17 protein-coding genes are annotated in these 22,087 nt (G+C 54.8%); 1 reads left to right on the forward strand and 16 read right to left on the reverse strand.

The genetic code is table 11. The features are described from left to right. Nucleotides 1-89: 89 nt before the first annotated feature. The 16 genes from QZ196_RS08575 to QZ196_RS08650 all read right to left on the reverse strand — a co-directional run bounded on the left by QZ196_RS08575 (nt 90) and on the right by QZ196_RS08650 (nt 19,946). The gene (locus tag QZ196_RS08575; protein ID WP_296425492.1) at nt 90-605 is read right to left on the reverse strand and encodes a hypothetical protein; all 516 of its coding nucleotides are present in this window, start codon (nt 603-605) and stop codon (nt 90-92) included. Between the two features lie 565 nt (nt 606-1,170). Beyond that, nucleotides 1,171-1,395 (reverse strand): hypothetical protein, encoded by a 225-nt coding sequence (locus QZ196_RS08580; protein WP_296425494.1) that lies wholly within the window; start codon nt 1,393-1,395, stop codon nt 1,171-1,173. Between the two features lie 828 nt (nt 1,396-2,223). Next, nucleotides 2,224-3,249, reverse strand: coding sequence for an alginate lyase family protein (locus tag QZ196_RS08585; protein ID WP_296425496.1), 1,026 nt, complete (start codon nt 3,247-3,249; stop codon nt 2,224-2,226). Then, entirely contained in the window at nt 3,249-6,020 is a 2,772-nt protein-coding gene (locus tag QZ196_RS08590; protein ID WP_296425497.1) for a hypothetical protein, read from the reverse strand. The genes QZ196_RS08585 and QZ196_RS08590 overlap by 1 nt, the downstream gene beginning before the upstream one ends. Nucleotides 6,021-6,043: 23 nt before the next feature. Next, nucleotides 6,044-6,664, reverse strand: a complete 621-nt coding sequence (locus QZ196_RS08595) for an alginate O-acetyltransferase AlgF (RefSeq protein WP_296425499.1) — start codon at nt 6,662-6,664, stop codon at nt 6,044-6,046. Continuing rightward, entirely contained in the window at nt 6,661-8,022 is a 1,362-nt protein-coding gene (locus tag QZ196_RS08600; RefSeq protein ID WP_296425500.1) for a hypothetical protein, read from the reverse strand. The genes QZ196_RS08595 and QZ196_RS08600 overlap by 4 nt, the downstream gene beginning before the upstream one ends. Further along, on the reverse strand, nt 8,019-8,858 hold the full coding sequence (locus QZ196_RS08605; protein WP_296425501.1) for a hypothetical protein: 840 nt from the start codon (nt 8,856-8,858) through the stop codon (nt 8,019-8,021). The genes QZ196_RS08600 and QZ196_RS08605 overlap by 4 nt, the downstream gene beginning before the upstream one ends. After that, nucleotides 8,851-9,936 carry a hypothetical protein gene (locus tag QZ196_RS08610; protein ID WP_296425503.1) on the reverse strand — a complete coding sequence of 362 codons (1,086 nt, stop codon included), beginning with the start codon at nt 9,934-9,936 and terminating at the stop codon, nt 8,851-8,853. Before QZ196_RS08610 ends, QZ196_RS08605 begins: the two co-directional genes overlap by 8 nt. 14 nt (nt 9,937-9,950) lie before the next feature. After that, nucleotides 9,951-11,300 carry an MBOAT family protein gene (locus QZ196_RS08615; protein ID WP_296425505.1) on the reverse strand — a complete coding sequence of 450 codons (1,350 nt, stop codon included), beginning with the start codon at nt 11,298-11,300 and terminating at the stop codon, nt 9,951-9,953. Between the two features lie 102 nt (nt 11,301-11,402). Beyond that, the gene (locus QZ196_RS08620; RefSeq protein WP_296425508.1) at nt 11,403-12,671 is read right to left on the reverse strand and encodes a NosD domain-containing protein; all 1,269 of its coding nucleotides are present in this window, start codon (nt 12,669-12,671) and stop codon (nt 11,403-11,405) included. Between the two features lie 247 nt (nt 12,672-12,918). Continuing rightward, nucleotides 12,919-14,319, reverse strand: a complete 1,401-nt coding sequence (locus QZ196_RS08625) for a sugar phosphate nucleotidyltransferase (protein WP_296425509.1) — start codon at nt 14,317-14,319, stop codon at nt 12,919-12,921. A 61-nt stretch (nt 14,320-14,380) separates the two neighbouring features. Then, nucleotides 14,381-15,499, reverse strand: coding sequence for a hypothetical protein (locus tag QZ196_RS08630; RefSeq protein ID WP_296425511.1), 1,119 nt, complete (start codon nt 15,497-15,499; stop codon nt 14,381-14,383). A gap of 24 nt (nt 15,500-15,523) precedes the next feature. Further along, nucleotides 15,524-17,002 (reverse strand): glycosyltransferase, encoded by a 1,479-nt coding sequence (locus QZ196_RS08635; protein ID WP_296425513.1) that lies wholly within the window; start codon nt 17,000-17,002, stop codon nt 15,524-15,526. Between the two features lie 6 nt (nt 17,003-17,008). After that, nucleotides 17,009-18,325 (reverse strand): nucleotide sugar dehydrogenase, encoded by a 1,317-nt coding sequence (locus QZ196_RS08640; protein ID WP_296425516.1) that lies wholly within the window; start codon nt 18,323-18,325, stop codon nt 17,009-17,011. A 244-nt stretch (nt 18,326-18,569) separates the two neighbouring features. Continuing rightward, entirely contained in the window at nt 18,570-19,142 is a 573-nt protein-coding gene (locus QZ196_RS08645) for a response regulator transcription factor (RefSeq protein ID WP_296425518.1), read from the reverse strand. A 276-nt stretch (nt 19,143-19,418) separates the two neighbouring features. After that, nucleotides 19,419-19,946, reverse strand: coding sequence for a tail fiber protein (locus tag QZ196_RS08650; protein WP_366510963.1), 528 nt, complete (start codon nt 19,944-19,946; stop codon nt 19,419-19,421). 207 nt (nt 19,947-20,153) lie between these two features. Here QZ196_RS08650 and QZ196_RS08655 point away from each other — a divergent pair. Continuing rightward, nucleotides 20,154-22,087 (forward strand): HYR domain-containing protein (locus QZ196_RS08655; protein WP_296425520.1); only part of this gene is annotated, 1,934 nt, incomplete at its 3' end.

The following is a 22,087-nucleotide window of genomic DNA, read 5'->3' on the forward strand; positions in this document are numbered from 1 at the left end:
AAACAGAAAGGGCCAAAGTGGCAAAGTTTTACTCTGCCCGCAGCAAGACAATCTCACCACTTCCGTGGCTCACTTTTGCATTGCCGTTCTCAGGCAACTCTGCCCGGATGCATCCCATCCGCAAACACGCCCGGGTCGGCGTCCGGCAGGATATAAGCGTGAACATGTGGATACTCCTCGTCGTCATGTTCGATGACAGTTTTCAGCTGATTGCCATATTTTTCCTTGAAGTGCCCGACGTTCAACGTGACCCACCGATCGTACATGCGTCGCGTCTCGCCTGTTTTATCGTTGTCCAGATCCGCGACCGGAACAGGGTAGGACGACACGACGGTCATCAACGTGTTGCGGTCTTTTCTGATCGCGCGCTTGAGCTGCTTCCCCTTCACTGTCGCGACTGTCGCGGCCCCTGCGATCATCTGGTCATGCAGAAGTCTCAGCATCGGAATGTCGACACCATAAACAAGGCGCGGCGGCTGGGGATTTGCAATATGTTGAGAGTAGAGAGCATCACGGATAGCTTCACCGAGCACCTGCGCGACACTGTTGCCGGCTTTGTTTTGCTTGACGCTGTAGGTCTCGATATGTGCGAATTGTGGTCCCATGCACGATTGGATAGGGGCATGTCGTGAAAGTACGAAAAGAATGATTCATAATTTTTTGGAGCGAGTTTGGCTAACTTGATAGTGACCGACTATAGAGTTGCGATCCAGGCCCTGAAGGGCACTGATCGGTTTTGCGAGCAAAACTGAACAACTCATCGTCTCTCAGCCCCCTTCGGGGCTTCACCTGCCGCGCTGCGCTTGTCTCACCTCGCCATTGGCTCCACCCCGGACCCCCTTGCCCACAAGCTCGCCCGATCTGAGAAATTGCGGTCCAGCATTCCAGTTTGGATTGCCATATTTCCCCTCGACATCGCTTTTCAAAACTGGTCGCAAGCAACGCTTGCTCCCAGTTTTTTTCGAGCCAACCACATGTTGCATCCCTCAGCGACTGCCTTTATTTTTCTGACTTTCTTTATCCGCGTGGCCGACTCAAGTCACGCATCTCATTGTCCTGAACTTGTGCCAAGTTGTGGACGGCAGCCACCTGCAATCAAATGTGGCCGCTGACGAAGCTTCGGCTCAGCGTTCTCTTGGATTACGCTGCCTCCAAGGCTTCCTGAAGCTTCTAGGCAATCACCCCGCCCTGTGCCTTGACGTAGACAACCGATATCCTGAGTTCACCGATCTTCTTTTCTGAAGGCTTGTCGGGATCAAAATTGCTCCACTGATACAGAACATGGCGATCACCCTTTCCGGTGGTCACCAGGCTCCACCACTGGCTCTCGACGAGTCGGGGATTTGCCGCGTGCGGGGTGGCTGCGATTTCATGGATCAAGATACTTTCGGTCATTAGATCTCCAATGTTTCAACGGCTCTCCTATGCCGGAAACCTGAGAAAGTACAGACGACCTACGTTTGGCCGGGAATCGCGCGAAGCGTCGGACCGCTGATACCATTGACACGACCACCGATATTGGAAAGTAAGATACGCTGTCACTTTTGTCGGTTTCGTTTGTGGGCAGCGTCGCTGAAAAAAAACGATGGAGGGAAGTCGCTGTCAGCACGACGCGACTTCATGTGCTGATCCACCGGATCGACTGCGTGCCACCAGCGCAGTCCAGTGAATGAATATTCGCTGACCGACAACCTCGACGTGACGGTCATTGTGGTGCGAAACCTCATCGCTCCGGCGCGCCGGAGTGTCTCTGATGGGCTCGAAGCTGCCTTGCGGCAGTGCAGCGCCTGACTTTGCCATCTTTGGATACGCTGACGCCGACATAGATGACCGCTCCCAGCCCAAAATGGACATTCATTCTGCACTTGCATCCGATGGCGTCTCCCGCAGACCGGGCGGAAAGTGTGAATTCGCTGCAGCTGCGAAGGCACACTGTCAAACACATTAAAGCGGCCATTCAGGGCTCAGGTTCAACGCCCTGACATGCTGCACCAAACACCAAGGTCAGCAATGCGCAGATAGTGAACTTTGCAAAGTTGCAGGTCATGGTCGCTCTTCAGGACGCGACCGGCCCTTTGCTGCCGTTCATCATCATTTCACGAAGCTGCGATGCGGCCCGTCGAAGCGGCCATTGGTGAATGGCGCAGCATTTTGGTAGGCAGAAAAGTTGGCGAGAGCACTCAAAAAGCACAAAACCTAATTGATCGTGCCGCCGACAAAAACTCAATCCGCATTCCACAATAGGGCCTGATCACCGCCCAGTTTACTGTGACTAAGCGGGCGAAAATCGTCGGCAAAGGCATCTAGTTCGGAATTTGGGGATAAGACCAAATAGGCTTCGATCCAGGCTAGTTCAAAACTGCGCAGGTCTTCGGTGCCGTCAAAATAACTTTGCACTTTTCCTGAGTAAGCTTGGCTGGCAGCGCCTGTCGTCAAATCTTCCATGGCGAATTGCACGATCCTATCAAGCGCGTTGTCGCACACGCCCAGTATGGAAAACCCCTGTTTTTCAAGCAGTAGCGTTGTGACAACCATCGGTGCAATTGCGTGCAGTTGATAATGCAGCGCGTATTTCCCACGACGCATTTCTTGCGGCAGGCTGCCATCCTCAAGGGCTTGGCATTGCAAGTAAGTCGCGGACCAAGCCGACCAACGCAGTGCGACCGGATCACTGCGGATATCACCGACCAAGTTGATCCCAAGGGTCGCCCAAGCGCGCAAATTGCCAGTTTTGGCACCTGCAGTTGCGTCTTCTTCCCAAAACGCCATCTGTTCGTCTATTCGGCGGCCCAACCAGTCTTCTATGCGCTGTCGAGCAGCGACATCACGCGAATAAGGTGCAACTTGGCGATAAACCATTGCAAAACCTGCCAGGCGTGATCCGATCGAAAAGTTGGCTGTGATCGTACCCAGATCAGAAAAGGCATCCGCCTGTGCCCACACATCCATTTGGGCAATAACGCAGTCGGCGCGGTCAACCTGATCATCAGCGCCGCTTATTACGGCGTTGGCATCGCTGGACAGGTCGCGCAAGAAATGTTCAATCGGCGCGAGGGCCGCGTTGACGGCGGCGTTGCTGTCTTCATCTATATCAGACCGTGTCACGCTCTCGTCGGTGTAGCGGCTGCCAAAATTGAGGGACACCACCGGTTCGGGCGGCGCGGCGCAGTTATCAGTGCCAACCTGTGCAGATGCCGGAAGCGCTGTGGTTAAACTGGCAATTGTGACCATGATGCTGAGCGCTTTCATTATGTGTCCTCGTTCAAGTTTAGAAGCGTTGTTATGCTGGCTGCCTTGGCGGACCCCGCATCAGCGGCTTGTTCGAGCCATACAAGAGCTGCGTCAAGGTCGGCGTCCGTGCCAATCCCGAACGCAAGCGCGTAACCGTATTCAGCCATCGCCGTTACGTCCCCGCCCTGAGCAGCGCGTTGGAACCACGCGGTAGACGTGCTCAGATCGTCGCCACCCGTGGCCGTCTCACGCAGATGAACCGCATAGGCGCGCATGGAAAACACATCGCCCGATTGCGCTGCTGTGAGATAGATTTCTGGCATATCCAACGCCGTGTCGATCACCGCCTTAGCGGACGGATCCGCACGACGATAGCGACCTAAAAGGACATTCAAGACAGTGGTGTTTTGTTGATCAACCGCTTGGCTGATCATGCCTGCTGCACGGCTAGGATCGTATGTTGGTAGTTCGTTTGCCACCAGTAATTCAAACGATTCACCAATCGCCGTTTCATTGCCCATTGCGGCTGCCGTTTCGAACAACGCCAACGCGTCCGGCGCGGCGCGCGGCCCGACAGCGTCCAAGCGCGAACGCGCCAGATCGGTTATTGCCCAATCATTATTGTCCGTAAGTTGGCCTGCAATTCCAAGCCAATGCAACGCGCCGTCCGTATTACCGATATCATTGAGCAAGCGCGACAAGGCGATGACATTCTTGTAATCACACGGAATGATACCCGCGGCGCGCGATAGGTACTCTACGCGCTGTTCACCATTGACATGAGGGATCGCAAAAAGCAGCGCTTCGAAATCGCCGTTGGCGTTGATTATATCCGCATATTGATCGTGAACAATACGCGCGCCATCGTCGTTGCCTTCGAGAGCGGCGAGCAATGACAGCGCGATGCCTTCGCCGCGACCAGCGGGGCCGCGCAACAAGTCCCGAACTTCCTCTACGTTCAAATCACTGTCTTGGGAGTACGCCAGCAAGGTTTCGGCCAGCAATAGGGCTGCTGATCCGCCTGAGTTGGCGTATTGCTGACGTAACAGATCTATCGCCAAAACACGTTCTTGCGGGCTTTGCGCAAGTTCAAGTTCAAGCTCGGCCGCAGCGGCAAGAACGTCGGAGTATTGGTTAGAATACTCTTGCCAGAAGGCTAGCGTTTCAGGCGGGATGGCGGGGTTGACTTCAAGGTATTTCAGATAGTTTGCCATGGCTTTAGTACGCCCGTACAATGCGTGCGACTGTAAGCGGGCAATCAAAAGAGGATCGGTTTGGGCTGACAGCTCAAAAAGGCCACGTGCGGAGATGTCGACGTTGCGCGTGGCTGTCGCGTTTTCTGCCGCATTCCAGTATTGTGCTTCTTGAACGCGCGGGCTGTCGGGTGCGCCGCACATGAATGCGCCGTACAGTATTTTTGGCGGTGTGACGCCGCCCAAGGTGGTCACTGACCGAGACAAAATATCGACAGCGCGCTCAAAGGTTTCAAGATCGTCGCGCTGTGCGATCAACCCCATTGCCAGTTCTACAGAGCCGTCCAAATCATCAAGTTCAGCCGCGCGTTCCAGAAAGGCCATTGCATCGGCCCGCCCTGCCCAACGCCCTTGGCGTAAATAGCTTTCTTCAGCGAGGCGTGTGAACACCCAGCCTGACACGTCATCCATTTCACTCAGCTGTTGGAGGGCGGCGAAACGTTCGTCTTGCAAATTCGGATAAATGTCCGCGTGGTCTTCCAAAAAGATCACGATCCGCGTCAAGCCGGGGCGCAAACCAGATGTGGCAGCCGCGCGGTAAAGCGACAATGCCGCGTCCAGATCGCGATCCACCAGTGACCCAGCCTCATACAACCGGGCAAGTTCGATCTGGGCATAGGGAAGTTGGGCATCCGCAGCTTGCGTCAGATAGCGCACCAGCAGATCGTTGTCTTTTTCAAATGATTCAGCTTGGGAATGGAACTCCACCACCTTCCATGCAGCATTACTGTCACCCAAATCAGCGGCAAAGCGGAACCAGTCATGAGACAGCTGCGCGTTTTGCACAACGATTTCACCGCTGATATATTCGCGCGCAATGCGTGACGCCCGTTCGCAAATGGTGGGGTCAAGTTCACCGACCAACGCCCCGAACGCCATCGTGATGGCCAGATCAGTAGGGACATCCCACGCATCTAATCCTTCGCCGTTTAATTCCATTTTTGCCAGTGACAACATTGCATCCGCGTTGCCTCCATAGGCCGCATCGATCAGCAGTGAGTTTGCAAACTCGATGTCACGCGAGACACCGACGCCGTCGCGGTAAAACTGTGACAACGTGTTCTTCAGCCGCGGCGACAACGTTTCGATATCTGCGGAAAGTTGTGCCACCAGTTGTTGATTATTCAGGGCCTCAAACTCGCCCGCGGCTTCCATTGCGGAAATACGCGCCATCAAAGCATTGGCCCCTGAAAAGCGCGGCTCTGCTTCCTCAAGCCGCGCGATCATTTGTTCGATTGTAGGCAACCAGCGGGTCACATCAAGTTGTTTCAGCCGATTGATGTCGCGCGTGACGCTCGCCGCTGAAACATCAGGTAACCGCACGCCATCCCAGCTCTCCCAAAGCGCAATAGTCTGCGGATCCGGCGGACGCCGCACGCAAATACGAGTGGGTTCGATCTGTGGCGGTACGAATTCCAGATCAATCGGGGCAGCATGCACAATGTTTGCGCCGCCCACCACGTGAGCTATGGACAGTCCCAAAACTAAAAGGAGTATTGAAAAATTCGACTTTGGTTGATGGGGGGCATGAAACATAAGTCTGCTCCTGTTTTGGACTATTAGTTCAAGTAAGAATTTGGGATGGCGACGGCGGAATATCCTTCATCCGTAGAAATCAGAACAATCGAAACACCTGCGCCGCGTTCCAATTCAACCTGTGCCACAGACGACAGAACTTCGTCGCCGGACCGCACCTCAAGATCAAGTGTCAGTGGCGCACGCACAGCAATCGTTTGGGACTGTAGTGACGCGAGATCCGCAATAGCGACGGCATTGGCGGCGGGAACGTAAAGATCCACGCCATCCGTCATCGACAAGTTATAAAGCGACACGTCCGCTTTCGCCGGGCTGTTGGCAATATCATCGGTGATGATTGACGTTTCACCGTCTGCCGTCATGATGAGCGTGTAATGTGTGCTGGCGGACACCGCCATTTCGACGTTTCCGTTGGGCAAAACCACATCAATGTCACCGGGCATCACGTTGACGTAACGCGACACGCCACCTTCGATATCGCGCACTGTGTTACCGTCAATGGACACGACAGTCTGGCCCGGTGCAACAACACGAACAAAGCTTGAACTGGGGTCAAACACATCCTCGTAAAGACCATCATCGGCGAACGCTGACGTAACGGGTGCCAAAGCGAAAGCGACTGCCGCAAGTGTTGGGTATTTCATGATTCATCTTTCATTTGAGAGGGACAGACGTAGACAGAAGGTTCGGATAAAAACGGTTGGGTCATCTGGATGCGCATGGCCGCGGCACCCCCATCCCACAACCCGGACAACGGCATGTAAAAACGGCCCGTGCGGCTAAGACGTTCGCCGCGCTCGATTGTTTTTGTGCGTGTAAGCCCTTCATCAGACTGAAAAACAAAGGACGCTTGGGTTTCGACGTTTGCATGGGTGTCGACAAAGATCGTATCGGCGGGGCCCAGATCGTACCCGTCCAGATCAACGGTGATGATCGCTTCTTCAGCGTTGATCTGGGTGGCCAGTGGCATGGTACAGGTTTGGGATGCCGCAGCAGTCAGTTCACGCATCGGCAAATCACCATATTGAGCTAGATTGTTATAGATCGGGTTCTCCCAAATCAGAAAGCGCGGCGGGGCTTCTTCAAATTCTGTTGATGTCAGATAGGACGTGATCGAACCATATTGATTGCCCCCCGTCAGGGCATAATTCACCACCTCCAGCTGCGCGTATTCAGCCAGAAAGCCGGGAAAATTATTGATCAAGCTATCAGAAAACGACGTGCCCAGAAGCACGATCGGCGTCGTATTCGCACTTTCGCCAAACAGATCGAGCCCGCCTGAATCGAGATCGAGCGATTGGACCTGACTTGTGAGGTACGTCATGGTTTCAGCTTCTGGTAATGTGGTCAGGCATCTACTTTGCAAAATACGACGCATCCCTGAAAATGCGACTCCGACTTCAAGCGGGACAGTTTCGAAAAGGGTCGGGTCCAAATCGGCGTATTCAGGCAGACCGCGAATTGTTTCAGCGATGGCAATGGCCGTTTGACGCGCACCTGCTGCAGACCAGTGAAAATCGGCCTTGAAAAACGCAAGTTCGCCGTCGGGCATATCAATCATCGCATCGCGGGCATCAACCGTAACGACCCCCGCCGCGCCCAAACGGCGCAAGATGTCGAGGTGGACTTCCGTTGCGATCTCAAGGTCAAAACCATACCGCTCAACGTCCGTGGGAAGGTATCCGGGCATAGTTACGCTTTTGGTGGGTACGGGTACGAAAATCAGCGTCGTACCATTTGCCGCTAATGCCTGTGACAACTCGGCCATTTGGGCGACCGTCTGGTCGGAAAACGGATGGTTCATCCGCAGGTCCGCATTGATACGGTAAAAGACGCCATCGCGCCCTTCGATTGATGGAAGTTCGTTGTCGATTTCAAGCCCGGTGCAGCCGTAATTTGAATAATCTGCGCTGGATTGAGCGGTGGCGCTGCCCGAAGACAGGACGAGCGTCAGGCCCGCAAGCGCCGCAGTGGACACTGTTAGGGGGGTAAAACGGATCATTGGGTTACCTCGGGTTGGGGGGAAGGCCGCGCCACGGGCGAAATCAGAGTTGTGCCAACTTGATCAGCCGATCGTTCGGCTGTTACCCGCGCAAGATCAGGACGGGATTGTAATTTCGCCTCAATCAGCGGAAGCATGTTTTGCGCGGTCAGTGTCGTTTCAATTGAGGTCGCAGTCGCAGCAAGTTGCAAATATTGCTGGGCACGCAGCAGATCGAGCGTGGTGGCATCGGGATTGCGCAGGATGGTCATGGCGATTTGCAGGCCCATTTTTGCAGCCCCTTCGCCCGTTGCTGTATTGAGGACTACGATCAATTCATCTTCCAGCGGTCCAAAGGGCTGTTGGCGCAACTGATAGCGCAACACAGCATCCACGGCATGACTGTTGCCCGCCAATGCATACGACATCATTATATTTTTCAGAACGAGGGCGCGCGACGCAGAAAGATCAGACGCGCTAAGCTGATCGAGCATCCGGATAAGACCGGTGATGGAACCGCCGCGCCCCGTTGCCGCCGCCATGCCATAATAATGCGCGATGTCGGATTTGGGAACGCCGTTGTTTTGTTGTTCTAGTCGCTGGGCAAATCGCAAAGCTGCAAAGCCGTCGCCAAGATCGGCAAGTTGACGCAACTGAGAAGACCGAACGTCCCCCCCCTGCGACAGCGTTGTGCGTGCGCGGGTCAGGGCCGCGGACGGCAATTGGCGCGATGACGTGATCCCCGCGACGATGCGCACGGTGATACGTTCGGGTGCAACCGTATCGGGTGAGGATTGCGCGATTGCGGTGTGCGGGGCGGCGCAGACCAGCACGAGGGCGGCGATCAGATTACGCATTATCATCTCCGGTCGGATTGGTGATCGGGTCCAGCAGGGTCGGATCGCTGAGGTAACGGATCGGAAATTCCCAGATCACCAAGGGTGGTGCGTCAGTGGCGTCGAGCTGGTCAAGGTAGGTCTGCATCGGGGCGATGGGCCCCTGACCTTCAAGCGCGTAGTTCAAGATGTCTTGTGACAGCGCGAGTTTGAGGGCTTCAACAAAGCTCCAATTCGGGTTGGCGGAATAACTGGTGCCGATCAGGACCATGGAAACAGGGCCATCGGTGCCAAACAAATCAAACCCGCCAAGGCCAGCATCCGCCGCGTCCAGCTCAGCCACGTAGGGCGTGACCTGTTCAGCCGTCAGCCCGATTGATGCGGCAAGCCTGTCGGAGGTCACAAAGGACACCAGATCACCGGTAAAGGTGACGGGCGATTGGGCGATCGTCGTAAAGCTGTCTTCGCCCAGTTCGATCAGGCCAGATCTTGCCACACTTTGCGCAACGGCGGTCGCGCCTTGTGGTGTCCAATGAGTGTCGGTCTGAAAAAACGCGCCGTCAATTTGCGCAAGGTCTGCGCGCGGGTCCGCGACGGTCAGTCCTGCCAGTGCTGCAGCGGTCCTGAATTCATCATAGGTCGCAGCGAGCGCACGCGCCTGTCCTGCATCGCCCCCATGGTCTTGATCCAATTCGAGTTTGGCGGGGATCGGGACAATCACAAGGCGGGTGTTTTGTGCGGCCAGTTCGGTTTGAACCTGCATCATATAGGCCACGGCGTTTGGCAATGACGCAACCGCACCAGACTGGGCGCGGTATTCTTCGTCTGTGAACAGCCAGCCTCTGTTGCCTGCCACAACTCCATCGCGGCCTTCGTTCAACAATAGATAACGCGCAGCACCGACGAGACCGACCGCAGGTTCACGGTGTGGCAGATTGGCGCGATACAGCGTGTCGATTTGTGTGGTGAACCCACCGCGCATGAACCCTTCCGGAGTTGGACGTTCTGCATCACCGGTAAAAAGGGCAAAGTTGGCAAACACTGCATAGCCGAAGAACGCGACTGGCACGGTGAGTTTTATGGCTGTGTGAAAAGGCATTCAAACGCTCCGGATCAAAACTGGAAATACAAGAAGGGTGAAAAGCTTTGTTCAGCGAGTTTGAGGATCGTGACGGCCCCGATCACCAGCACCGAAATCGTCGCGGCCAGCTGCACGCCTGTGTTCAAAACTACGGTGCCATCCGCGCTGATTTGCGCACTGCCGCCCTGTTTGTGGGCCGCAAGATACGCATCAACACGCGGTTCAAGACAAACGACGAAGGCGGCCAGCAGGGCCAATGCAAGGCTTTCACGGGTGACGGATGCCCAGACAGCAGGATCACCGATCAGACCGTTCAGGCCAATCATGCCACCGTAAATCTCAAAGGCTTCGCCAACGTGGGTGGCGCGGAACATCACCCAGCCGATCAGAACGAACGTCAGGGTCAGCGGCAAAGCATACCAATGGGTTCTGGCGTTGCGGTCCCACCCGACAAACCGTTCCGCCGCCAACAACCCGCCGTGCCACAGGCCCCAGAGAATAAAGGTCCAGTTCGCACCGTGCCACAGACCGCCCAGCACCATGACCAACATCAGGTTGGCATAGGTTCGCGCGGCGCCTTTGCGGTTGCCGCCCAGCGAAATGTAGAGGTAATCGCGCAGCCAGTTGGACAACGAGATATGCCAGCGGCGCCAGAATTCGGTGATGGAGCGGCTGATATAGGGAAAGCGGAAGTTTTCCAAAAACCGAAAACCCATCATCTTACCCAGACCAATCGCCATGTCGCTGTAGCCGGAAAAGTCGAAATAAAGCTGAAGCATGTAGGCGGCTGCCCCTGCCCACGCCAAAGCCATACCAGGATTTTCCGTCGCAAACGCAAGGTCAGCCAAAGGCGCGACCGCATCGGCAAGGATCACCTTTTTGCCAAGTCCAATCAGGAAACGCGCAAGCCCGTCGCAGAACAATTCAACCGAATGTTCTCGCTCGCGAAACTGATCCTCAAGGTCTTTGTAGCGCAAAATCGGACCCGCAATAAGCTGTGGGAACAACGCAATAAAGGCAGCGAAGTCGATGAATTTCGCATCCGCCGTGGCGTCTCCGCGATGCACGTCAATCAAATAGCTGAGCGCCTGAAAAATGTAGAACGAAATTCCGATCGGCAGGATTAATTGCCAATGAATGCCAAGGCTCTCGGTGTCTGTGCCCAACAGTGCCGCAAAGCTTTCAATGAAAAAATTGAGGTATTTGAACACGCCGAGCACGCCCAAACAGCCAATCACCCCGATGGCGAGGAATGTTTTACCCAGCGATGTGTCACGGTGTTTGGCAACCTGCTGACCGATCACATAGGCAAAGCACGTGGTGAGGAACAATAGGCCAAGAAAATCGACGCGCCACCACGCATAAAACAGATAGGATCCCACAAGAATTGGGTAAGATCGCAACCGCACCGGCGTCAGGTAATAGATGACCAAGAAGACCGGTAAGAATAGAAACAAGAACGATTCAGATGAGAATACCACTGATCAGCCCTCCATCCGGGGTTGGCAGGTGATGGGGGCGATGTTGAACATTTCAATCCCGCCCGCGGTCAGTTCGATGCGTTCGGTGCCCCGAAGATTGGCGACGATTTGGGGTGATTGCGACGCGAGATCACCCTCAAGAAAACGCGGAAATTGATTGAGAAAATTATTGCCAAACAGCGACAGCTTGTCCGCCGAAGCAGAGGACAGCCCGAAACGGTTACCGATAAAAATGTTATTACGTACTGTCGTGATCGTGCCGACAGGCTGATCGCCAATGAATAAACCCGAGCTTTGATTGCCCAGCAGTTGGTTGGCGATGATTTGTGAATTGCGGCTTGTGCGCAATTCGATCCCCTTACGGCGACTGTCGATCGCAATGTTGTTCGACAGATTGATGCAATCGGACCGGTTAACCGAAATGCCACCCCCCGCGCTTTGCCACAACAGATTTCCAACAATCGCGGTGCCGTGGCTGCCTTGGGTTACGAACAGAGCTGTTCCCGCCGTGTTGAAAGCCAGATTATTGGAGATCTGACTGTCAGTGCTGCCATCCATAACGCGGATCGCGGGGCCTTCGCCCCCGCCAAGAAAGACATTGGATACAATGTCGGCCTGAGATGTTTGACGCATGGACAGGCCGGTCGAGTTCGGCCCCATAAAGACATTTGATGCGATGATGGGTGCCACGCCACCTTCAAAGGTTGTGACACGGATATTGCGCAGCACGCTGTTGGTCAGAAACGATTGACCGATTGGCGGGTATAGGCCGCGATTGACCACAGAAACACCGGAAAAGACGGCCGTGTCACCAAAGCCCAAGCCTTCAAAAACGGCGTTGGACAGATGCGCCTGTCCAGTGCCCGCGGTTACAAGGAAAGGCGCGAAGTCTGGCACATTCAAATTCGGTTGCGGCGTGGCGGACATCCGTGCGCCGTCAACGACCAAGACACCCAAGTTTACGATGAAAGCGCCATGCGCGGTGCTTAGTTCAATGATATCGCCCTGACCCAAATTAAGACGCGCAGATTGCAAAACCAGAAGCGGGATCTTCAGGATATTCCCGTCCATCATGGTGTAAGCCTCAGGCTGGGCAGCGATCCATGTCCGCAAGGTTTCGAGATCCACCGCGCCGCTTTGCACCACGATTATCTTGGGCACAGTGGCGGATTGCGCCCGCACGACCGTCAGCTGATCGTTGCCCCCTGCTGCTAATGCCAATTGTACCAGTCCAAGCCTCAGATCGATCAGTTCGATTTGTATTTCACTCATGGCCGGTTGTGCAGAAATAGCCGCGGCCTTCGGAATCGCGGCGCGTTCAGTCAAGTGGGCAATAGTATCCGTGATGTCGGACGGATGGGCGATTGTGGGCCCGCGTTCAAGCAGATCGGAATACACTTCAGCAATGTCAGATCGCATCGCCTCATAGTCCTGCATGGTTTGCGCGGTTGCTAACCCGATCCCCCCGAGGGACGAGGCAATAACCGCACAGATCATTAAAGAAAAGAAGCGCACACGATCAGCCATTCGACACGCTCTGCAAATGAGTGCTGGAGGACATCGAGGACGTTAGCGTCACGAGGATAACGTCGATTCTATCGGTCGAAGTATTGGTCAATCTGGTTTGATCCAAAACATCAAGCATCACGCGTTCGCCCTTGCCCAGAACACGGCGGCTAAGACCGTCGAATATGACCAAACCAGCACGTCCCGCGATAATCTGACGACCAGGCAGCGGATCGACCGAAATGGCGGCATCGGGATTTATGCGCAACAAACTCATATCGTGATCGGATGATGACATAACATGCTGGCTTTGACCCCATTCATGTTCCCGCGTGAGGTGACGCACGGCTTCGCGGCGCGTCTCCTCTTTCAGGGTTTCGACAATGGCTTTGACGTCCTGGCATTTGCCCCGTGCTGTGACCAAAACCGCGTCGGGTGTGTCGACTACGATGATATCAGACAGGCCAACAACAGCGACCAGACGATCTTCGGATCGCACGTATGTATTTTTGGAGTTGATGGAGATCACATCCCCGGACAGCACATTGCCGTCTTCGTTTGCGTGGCCGATGGCGTGCATTGACGTCCAGCAGCCGACATCGCTCCACTCGACATCAAGAGGAGACATCGCAACGGATTCAGCTTTTTCAAAAATCACACGTTCTGTGGGTTCGTTCGTGGCTTTGCTAAAACTGTCAGGGTCCAAGGTCAGGCATTCGCCCGTCCACTCGCCTTTTTGAATTGCATTGCCAACGGCGCGGTGGGTTGGCGCGTCAAAACGTTTGAATTCTTTGATAATCGTTTTTACAGAGTATAGAGAAATGCCCGATGCCCAATACGCAAGACCAGACGACACAAGGGCCGCTGCCTGCGCGAGGGGTGGCTTTTCGACGAACTCTGCAACGCGATGCAGGCCCGGATAAGAGGCAAAAGACCCACCATCTGTGATGTATCCGTAACCGGTTTCAGGGTAGTCGGGTTTGATCCCAAAGGCGACGATACGACCATCGGATGCGGCCTTTCGCATTTCAAAGATTGGAGTGTTCAAGTTGCCGACAATGACATGGTCAGACGGCAGGATCAGCATCAACGCGTCAGGGGTTTCCTGTGCCAGCATCATCGCCGCGGCAAGAACGGCGGGGCCAGTATTGCGCGCCATCGGTTCACAAATGACGGTCGCTTCGCACTGAATTTCTTTCAGTTGTTGTACTATCGTGCGGTAATTCTGCACGGCCGTGACAACGACAGGTTTCCCAAACCCCTTACAGCGATGGCGTTGGATGGTCGCCTGAAAGAACGTCAGTGAATCCGGCCCTGCAACGGGCTGAAATTGCTTGGGGCTTTGGGTGCGCGACATGGGCCACAACCGCGTACCCGTCCCACCACAAAGAATAATCGGTCTAATATCGTCCATCTTAAAGATCCTGTTTTGCGCGCGGTAAAGAGTGCGGCTTAAGGCAAGGAATGAGGGCCAATTAGGACCCAGAAAGGAAGTTTTTCACATCCACGAAGGCGGCGTTAATGTATGATGAAATTACATCCGGTAGGAATGAGCGGCGAAACCGCAGGCGCGCATTTTCACCGACCGTAATCTGATCGATATCTGCTGGATCAAAACTAAGATCGGCCGCAACCAAATCAGTAGCCTGTCCAACGTCCAGCGTTTCCAGGAGCGTCACAGACACTGGAACAATGGTTCCGTTGGCCATTTCTAGTTCGGCGTTGTCACCGGAAATCAGTCGCGTCGCCCCTTCAGCAGTGATGGCGAGGCTGACTTCAGGAACCGCGTCGGCGTCCACAAGTTTGACCAGTGGCGTGCCTGCTAGAATGGTGGCACCTTCGTAAAATTCCGATAGTGGTTGGATGTCACAATCGCAGGGCATCCGAACGCTAAGGAGGTCGCCAGAATTCGCCCCAATGGAATAGACCACATCGCCAAGACCTGCGGAAACATTGGTATAGGTGATTTGACCCGCAGACGTGGCGCGCAACGTTTCGCCAGATTGGCTGATCACGACAGGTCGCGGTTCATAACTGAACACAATACGATCGTGAACAATGTTAGTCGCCATTGCAATCAAACCGACGCTTAGTGAAAGAATACCAATCTTGCGCACCACGCGCGAGGTGCGCTGCATGGCGTTCGGCGGAACCGTGGGAGTTTTGGATTTGGCACGCGTCGGCCCAGTGTAACCCAAAAAACGGTCCATTGTGATCAGGTCACCGGCAAGGTGGCTGTTTATGATGTGACGTAATGGGGCAAGGTGGCTCGCCGTTGGATTGCGGAAACGCATTTTGTAGTTTGGGCTACTGGTGTCGCCGATCTTTTCGACATCAGCTTCTACAAACAAGCTTATAGTGAAACCCTCAAAATCAAACTGCAAGGCCATCGTCGTACGATCAAGATTGGCGTTCGGCGGCATCAAGCCAGACACAAAGGCTTCGGTGATGGACAGGGTTTTCCCCTCAAGGCGACGCGCCCCAATGCGCGCAGTGAACGGTATCTGCAACTGAGGATGTTCATTTTCATAAATGAAACCACCAGAGACGGTGTCCTCAGGTACATCGGGGATTGGAGTGAGTGTGTCAGTCATGCGAGGTCCTGTTCATCAAATTTGTCAAATGACACCGGTCAAAAAGAGAACGGCTACGGTAAGCCACCCAAGGGTGAGGAGATGGAGGTAAGCCGAGCCCACAGCGCCAACGCGTTGCCCCAAAGACTGGCGGACGGGTGCGCCTGTGGCCGTGACTTGGCGGGTCCATTTCTGGCGATCCAGGCGGAACAAAACGTAAGTTTTGACTGCGGCACCAAACAATTGGCCAAAATACAGCAGGAAGGGATAGATGATTGGAAAGCTGCGACCGCGAAACAAACAAATTCCCGTGCAAAAGACGTAGCGCGTGAACATGACCCAAGCGAGATAGACGGGAATGACCATTGGATCATAAAAAATGGCGGCGATTATCATGCAAATCGGTCCGGCCAGCGTCGTCCACATGGACATGCGTTGGTCAAGGATCGACCACCACGTGAAATACCCGATCTGGGAGGCTGGCAATTCAAGTGCGCGCCCATTTGTACGCAACATATTTCCGAACCAACGCACCATCAACACGGTAGCACTTGCAAAGAAGCCCGGCTTGGGTTGGGTTTCCATAGAGCTGCTGGCGACGTCGGGCAGATAAGCCATTTGATAGCCATTCTTCATCAGCCAAAACCAAGTAGACTTGTCGTCACCCGTCAGGAAATTTACGCGGCCCAGACGCCAATGATCGATGAAATCATGCTGCACACTGTTGATAAAATCGGGGTTAGTTGCCAGATCGGCCCGGAACACTGACATGCGCCCTGTCAGCGTCAGAACACGATTGCTGAGCCCCATGGAACACATCATCAATTGGCGTTGATCAAAGCGCAGTTCGAACCAGTCGCGAAACAAGCCGGGCTGTTCTATTTCGACTTCTTCATCTGTGGTTAGCGCACCAATCGCAGGATTGGTAAAGAACGGCGCGGTCCGCGCGACAATGTCTTCGGGCACGCAACTGTCGCCATCCACGAACAAAACGATGTCATGCCTTGTCGGGCATTGGCGTGCGATAAGGTTTAGGGATTTGGCAAGGGCATCGCGTTTGCCAGTTCCAGGGATGCGATCAACGATCAAGTTCACGCGCGACATATCAATCGGCATTGAATCGAAAATTTGCTGGATCAGCCGCGCGTCCGAGCCGTCAACGACAGACGACACGATCGTCGCCCCGTTTGTTGCGTTTGCCGCAGCGAGAAAGATGCTGCGGTAAACAGGAACAGTCACACTGCTTTCGATCATATAAGATGTGACCAAGAAAAATGCATGGGCATCGACAGATTGTGCATCATACCGCGCCTGCGCTTGCGCCTTACGACGCGGGTAGCGAAAGAACCGGAATATAACCGCGCGGGTAACATTTATGCCCGCCCAACTATAGCGCCACGCCCCAAGAAACCCCAACACCAACACAGCCTCCTGTGCTGGCCCGAGCAAGTCTGTTGGCACAGTCGAGGCCAGCAAAACCGCTACGGACAAAAACGCGAGATGGCTTAAGATGTGGAGGATCATCGGCATCTACCAGCAGATGCCGTGGTAGTCGTCGCCACTGACGCGGGTGCGGCTGATGCGGGTCAAATCGATCATCGGCTTGCCATTTACAGCGACAAGTTCTTCCAACGTATCTTTGTATATGTTGCCAACCACGATTGCGTCCGATCCTTTGATCATCGAAGACAAATCAGGGTTCAAACGATCTTTAAGGTCAGGCACCACGTCATTTCCCCGCCCTGCGGTGGAGTTTACGTTGGCATAGGCTTCGTGAACGAAGGGGTCGTAGATTTCCACGACAACTCCGGTTCTGATCAGACGTGCCGCAAGTTCAGCCAAGGGGCTTTCGCGCATATCATCTGTGCCGGGCTTAAAGCTGATGCCCACAAAGCCGACTTTCTTGGCCTTGGAGGAATTAATCATCGCTTCGGCTTTGCCGATCTGTGCTTCGTTGGCTTCCAAAACAGCGTGCAGCAGGGGCGCTGGTGTATTGTTCACAGCGGCAAGGTGGCGCAAGGCGCGCACATCTTTAGGCAGGCACGATCCACCAAACGCAAAGCCGGGGCGCATGAAGTAAGGCGACATGTTCACCTTGTGATCCGAACACAGGATTTCCATGACCGACTGGCCGTCCAATCCGCAGGATTTGGCAATATTTCCAATCTCGTTTGCGAAGGTCACTTTCACCGCACGCCAGATGTTGGATGTGTATTTCACCATTTCAGCGGTGCGAAGATCGACCGTGTGGATTTCGCAGTTCAGGTCTTTGTTCAGGTCCGTCAGGATGTCACGTGTGGTATCATCGAGCGCTCCGAACGCGATAAGACCAGGATCGTAGTAGTCTTCGATCGCGGTGCTTTCACGCAGAAATTCCGGATAGTATCCAACGCCGAATTCAGAACCTGCCTTTTTGCCAGATGCTGCTTCCAGAACTGGAATGCAGGTACCTTCACAGCTGCCGGGAACGATAGTGGACCGGATAATTACCGAATGGAAATCGTCCTTCTTGGCGATTGCAGCGCCCATGTTTTGGCAAACCAGTTCAACGTATTTTAGGCCCACCGACCCGTCTGGCGCGCTTGGCGTTCCGACACAAACAAACGACGCGCTTGTATTGTTGATGGCGTATTCGACATCATCGGTCGCGCTAAGCTTTCCCGCGGCGACGACTTCTTTCACAAGGTCGTCCAGACCGTTTTCGACGATGGGCGACAGGCCTGCGTTGATGGCATCAATCTTGCCTGCATCTACGTCGACCGCAATGACATCGTGACCGTCTTTAGCCAAACATGCAGCAGCGACCACCCCGACATATCCGATTCCAAAAATACTGATTCTAGCCATGCGAGCCTCTCAAAAAATGTTGCATGATCAGAATGCCGCACTGCAACATTTTCACCAGTCAGCAAAGTTCCCTACAGCGTAAGGATTCCTTAACCTTTTTGTGAATTGCTCAGTAAGTATTGGCTTTTGTTTGATAAATTATATCCTCACTAGGAGCGGGGTGTCTCTAGTTTCGAACCAACAGTAATGCTGCGCCTGCACAATAAGTATATTTGGAAACAGTATCGACGGCGATTCGTTAGACCTATGTGATCCAACCCCGATCGTGAACATAGCTCACCAGATCGGCCTTACCTGACAGGTTCAACTTCTTGCCCGCGCGGGCCTTGTATGTGTCGACAGTCTTGCTGCTGATATCGAGATCATGGGCAATTTGCTTTGAGCTTAACCCGCGGGCAAGCCCGACCAGAACAGCCTTTTCACGCTCACTTAGAATCTCTTCATCGGGTGCATCTGAAATCATCGGGCGTAAATGCGATCCAAAACTTCTGTCGAAATACATGCCACCATCCAGAACTGCGGCAAGGGCAATTTCAACATGGCGCAGTCGTGCGTTTTTGGACACGCAACCGCGAAACCCGGCGTCAAGCACCGCCCGCAGAACCGCGTCATTGACCTTAAAGCTGTAGCCCAGAAGAAGTGTAGTTTCGCTCGCATCACGAATGTCGCGACCAAAATCCATAAGATCATAATCGCGGTTCAAATCCAGATGTGTAGGGTCAAGGCACAAGACGTCTGGACGGTTCTCCTGAACCTCTGACACCAGATCAACGTCGGGCTGTACAAACCGACAATCTAAAATTCCATCTACTTTCATGTGCTGTGCAAGCGCTTGCGACAAAACGGGGTTCCGGTCCACAAACAGAACCGTTCGCGTGCTATGTTTGCCCTCCTGTAGCGGGAGGTTAAAAACTCTTGGTATTTCAGTCATCTATTTCCCCAAAAAAAAGTCTCGCAATAAACACTCACCTTAACACGGCCAAGGCTCTGCCCGGCCACTGTTCATGTGCCGGGACACAAACGGCCTGTACAAATTAAAACAGGCGCGCCGTGGGATTGCGGCGCGCCAAAACTCGTTAATCGCTTGTGCGTTTTAGCTCCGCGATGGGAAAATACCCTGCAATGCGATGATGTAGTTGATGCAAAGCGTGGGCTGCATGTTTTCGTGCTGCTGGCCGCCACCTGCGTTCGAAACCGTACGGCTGTTCAGCGCTATTGACGGCTGTGTCGCCGGATCAGATGGATTATTGTCGATAAAGATACTGGCCGATGCGATTGCGTCGCCGCTCGGGCGGCTTCCGGCAGCAGCACCAGAGGCGACCAGCATTTCATGGTTGTGGTTGGGCATCTGGGATTCGACCAGAGTCACGTGTTCTAAGCCGACGCGCTGACCGATCTGACGTGGCGTCAGGCCGGGGCCGGAGCCGGCATGCATGGGCACGCGACCGCGCAGATCAGGCAGCGCAAAGGTTGTGCGTCCGTCGCCGCCGTATACCGTGCCGATGATCGAAAATAGTGCGGAGTTGCTTGAGATCGGCAGCAATTGCCCATCACAGAAAGCCCAGCCGCGCGGCGCGAAATTGCCGCCAAAAAGCATAATTTGAGCGATAAAAGGTTCCATTATTCCTCCGGATTCCAAGTGGTTTCGATGCACTAAGCCGTGAGGCGAAGCATGCTGCAACCAGCGTACCGTTCGGCTTGACTGCGGGTCTGTGCCAAAGCGCACAGTCACTAAGGACTTTTTTACGTATGGTCAGTCGGGAATATCGACCCTGTGGTCCGCCACAAGTGCCTGGATTGGCTTATGTTTTTTGCGAGGAAATTGACGATGAAACGTATTTTAGCACAAGCCTTACGGGCCAGTGGCCTGATAATTTCCCTAGCTGCGCCGGTATCGGTGCAGGCCTTTGGCGCGCCCGCGTTCGATGCTGGCGGCACCCGTCCGGTTGGCATCACAACCGGGTGCAACTTCAACCCCTTCAATAGCCCGAATGGCGAAGGCGGCGGGCAGCCCCCCGAAGCGGATGTGCGGTTTTTTGTAGCCAGCGTTGTGTCACCCACATATGTAACTGCCGGCGGCAGCGCTTGGCAAAATGGAAATGTGGTCACAAGCGGACGCATTGCAATCACCCCGGCCCACATTCAGGAAGAATGCGCGTTTGAGCCGGGTTCGGTGACAATCGTTTCGCAGAACGGCGCTGACAACGGGACATATGCGGCAGATGACTTCATGGGGATCACCTTTATTGCCACCCCGGCGGGTGACACGCAGGCCTATACCTACACAATCGGCATGCAGGGTGCGACTAGTCCTGTCGTCGTGACTTCCAGGGTAGCCTACACCCCGCCCTCTGACACAACAGCGCCGACCGCATTGTCGCTGGTGCGCACAACCCCGACCGCCACGTTTACCAACGCTGACAGTCTGACATGGACCATCACATTTGACGAGGATGTGACGAACGTAGATCCTACCGATTTTACTGTATCGGGCACCTCCGCGACACTGGCCGTGACCGGCTCCGGCGCAATCTATAGCCTGACCCTGAGCGGTGGCGATCTGGCCAGCTTGAACGGGGTCGTGACCATCGGATTGGCAGGGTCGCCGTCGATTCAAGACGTTGCTACCAATCCCCTCTCGGGTGGTATTTCGGGCACTAACGAATCCACCTATTCGGTGGACAACGGTCAGGACAGCCTTTTGCTGACGACACCGTCAAGCACCGTTAGCGGTGAATTCCAGGTCACGGGTGTCTTCACGGCTGTCGGCCCTGCGCCTGCGCCGAATGCGGTCAGCCCGGGGGTTGCCGTGCTGTCGAATGTTCAGATCATGAACGGCACCGTCACCGGCTCAAGCGGATTTAGCGGGAACACGCTGACCTTTAACGTAACGCCCAGCGGGCCCGGCGCAGTGAACGTCGTGTTCCCTGCGGCTGCTGCAATGGATGGCGCCGGCAACCCGACGCAGGCGTCAAATACGCTTTCTGTGACGGACCAGGACAACACACCGCCGGTCGTGACAGTCCCGGATGATATCAGCGTGTTTGCGGATGCGGGTCTGTCCTCTGCCACCGTGACCTATGCCGCACCAACTGCGACTGACAATGTCGGCGTGACCTCCGGGCCGTCGCTGACGGCGGGGCTTGCCTCTGGCGGGGCGTTCCCGATTGGCGTGACAACGGTGACCTACGATGCAACAGATGCACAGGGTAATATCGGCAGCGCCAGCTTTACCGTGACGGTCACCGATGGTGAAAACCCGGTGGTCGGCGTTCCTGCGAATATCGCGGTCGGGACGGATGCCGGTCAGTCAACTGCTATTGTGACCTATGCCGCACCAACAGCGACCGACAACGTGTCTGTCACCTCTGGCCCGACGCTGATGGCTGGCCTTGCCTCTGGCGCGGCGTTCCCGATTGGTATGACAACGGTGACCTACGATGCATCAGATGCACAGGGTAATACCGGCAGCGCCAGCTTTACCGTGACGGTCACCGATGGTGAAAACCCGGTGGTCGGCGTTCCTGCGAATATCGCGGTCGGGACGGATGCCGGTCAGTCAACTGCTATTGTGACCTATGCCGCACCAACAGCGACCGACAACGTGTCTGTCACCTCTGGCCCGACGCTGATGGCTGGCCTTGCCTCTGGCGCGGCGTTCCCGATTGGTATGACAACGGTGACCTACGATGCATCAGATGCACAGGGTAATACCGGCAGCGCCAGCTTTACCGTGACGGTCACCGATGGTGAAAACCCGGT

The organism is Yoonia sp. (genome assembly GCF_017854565.1).
In the GTDB taxonomy this organism is placed as follows: Bacteria; Pseudomonadota; Alphaproteobacteria; order Rhodobacterales; family Rhodobacteraceae; genus Yoonia.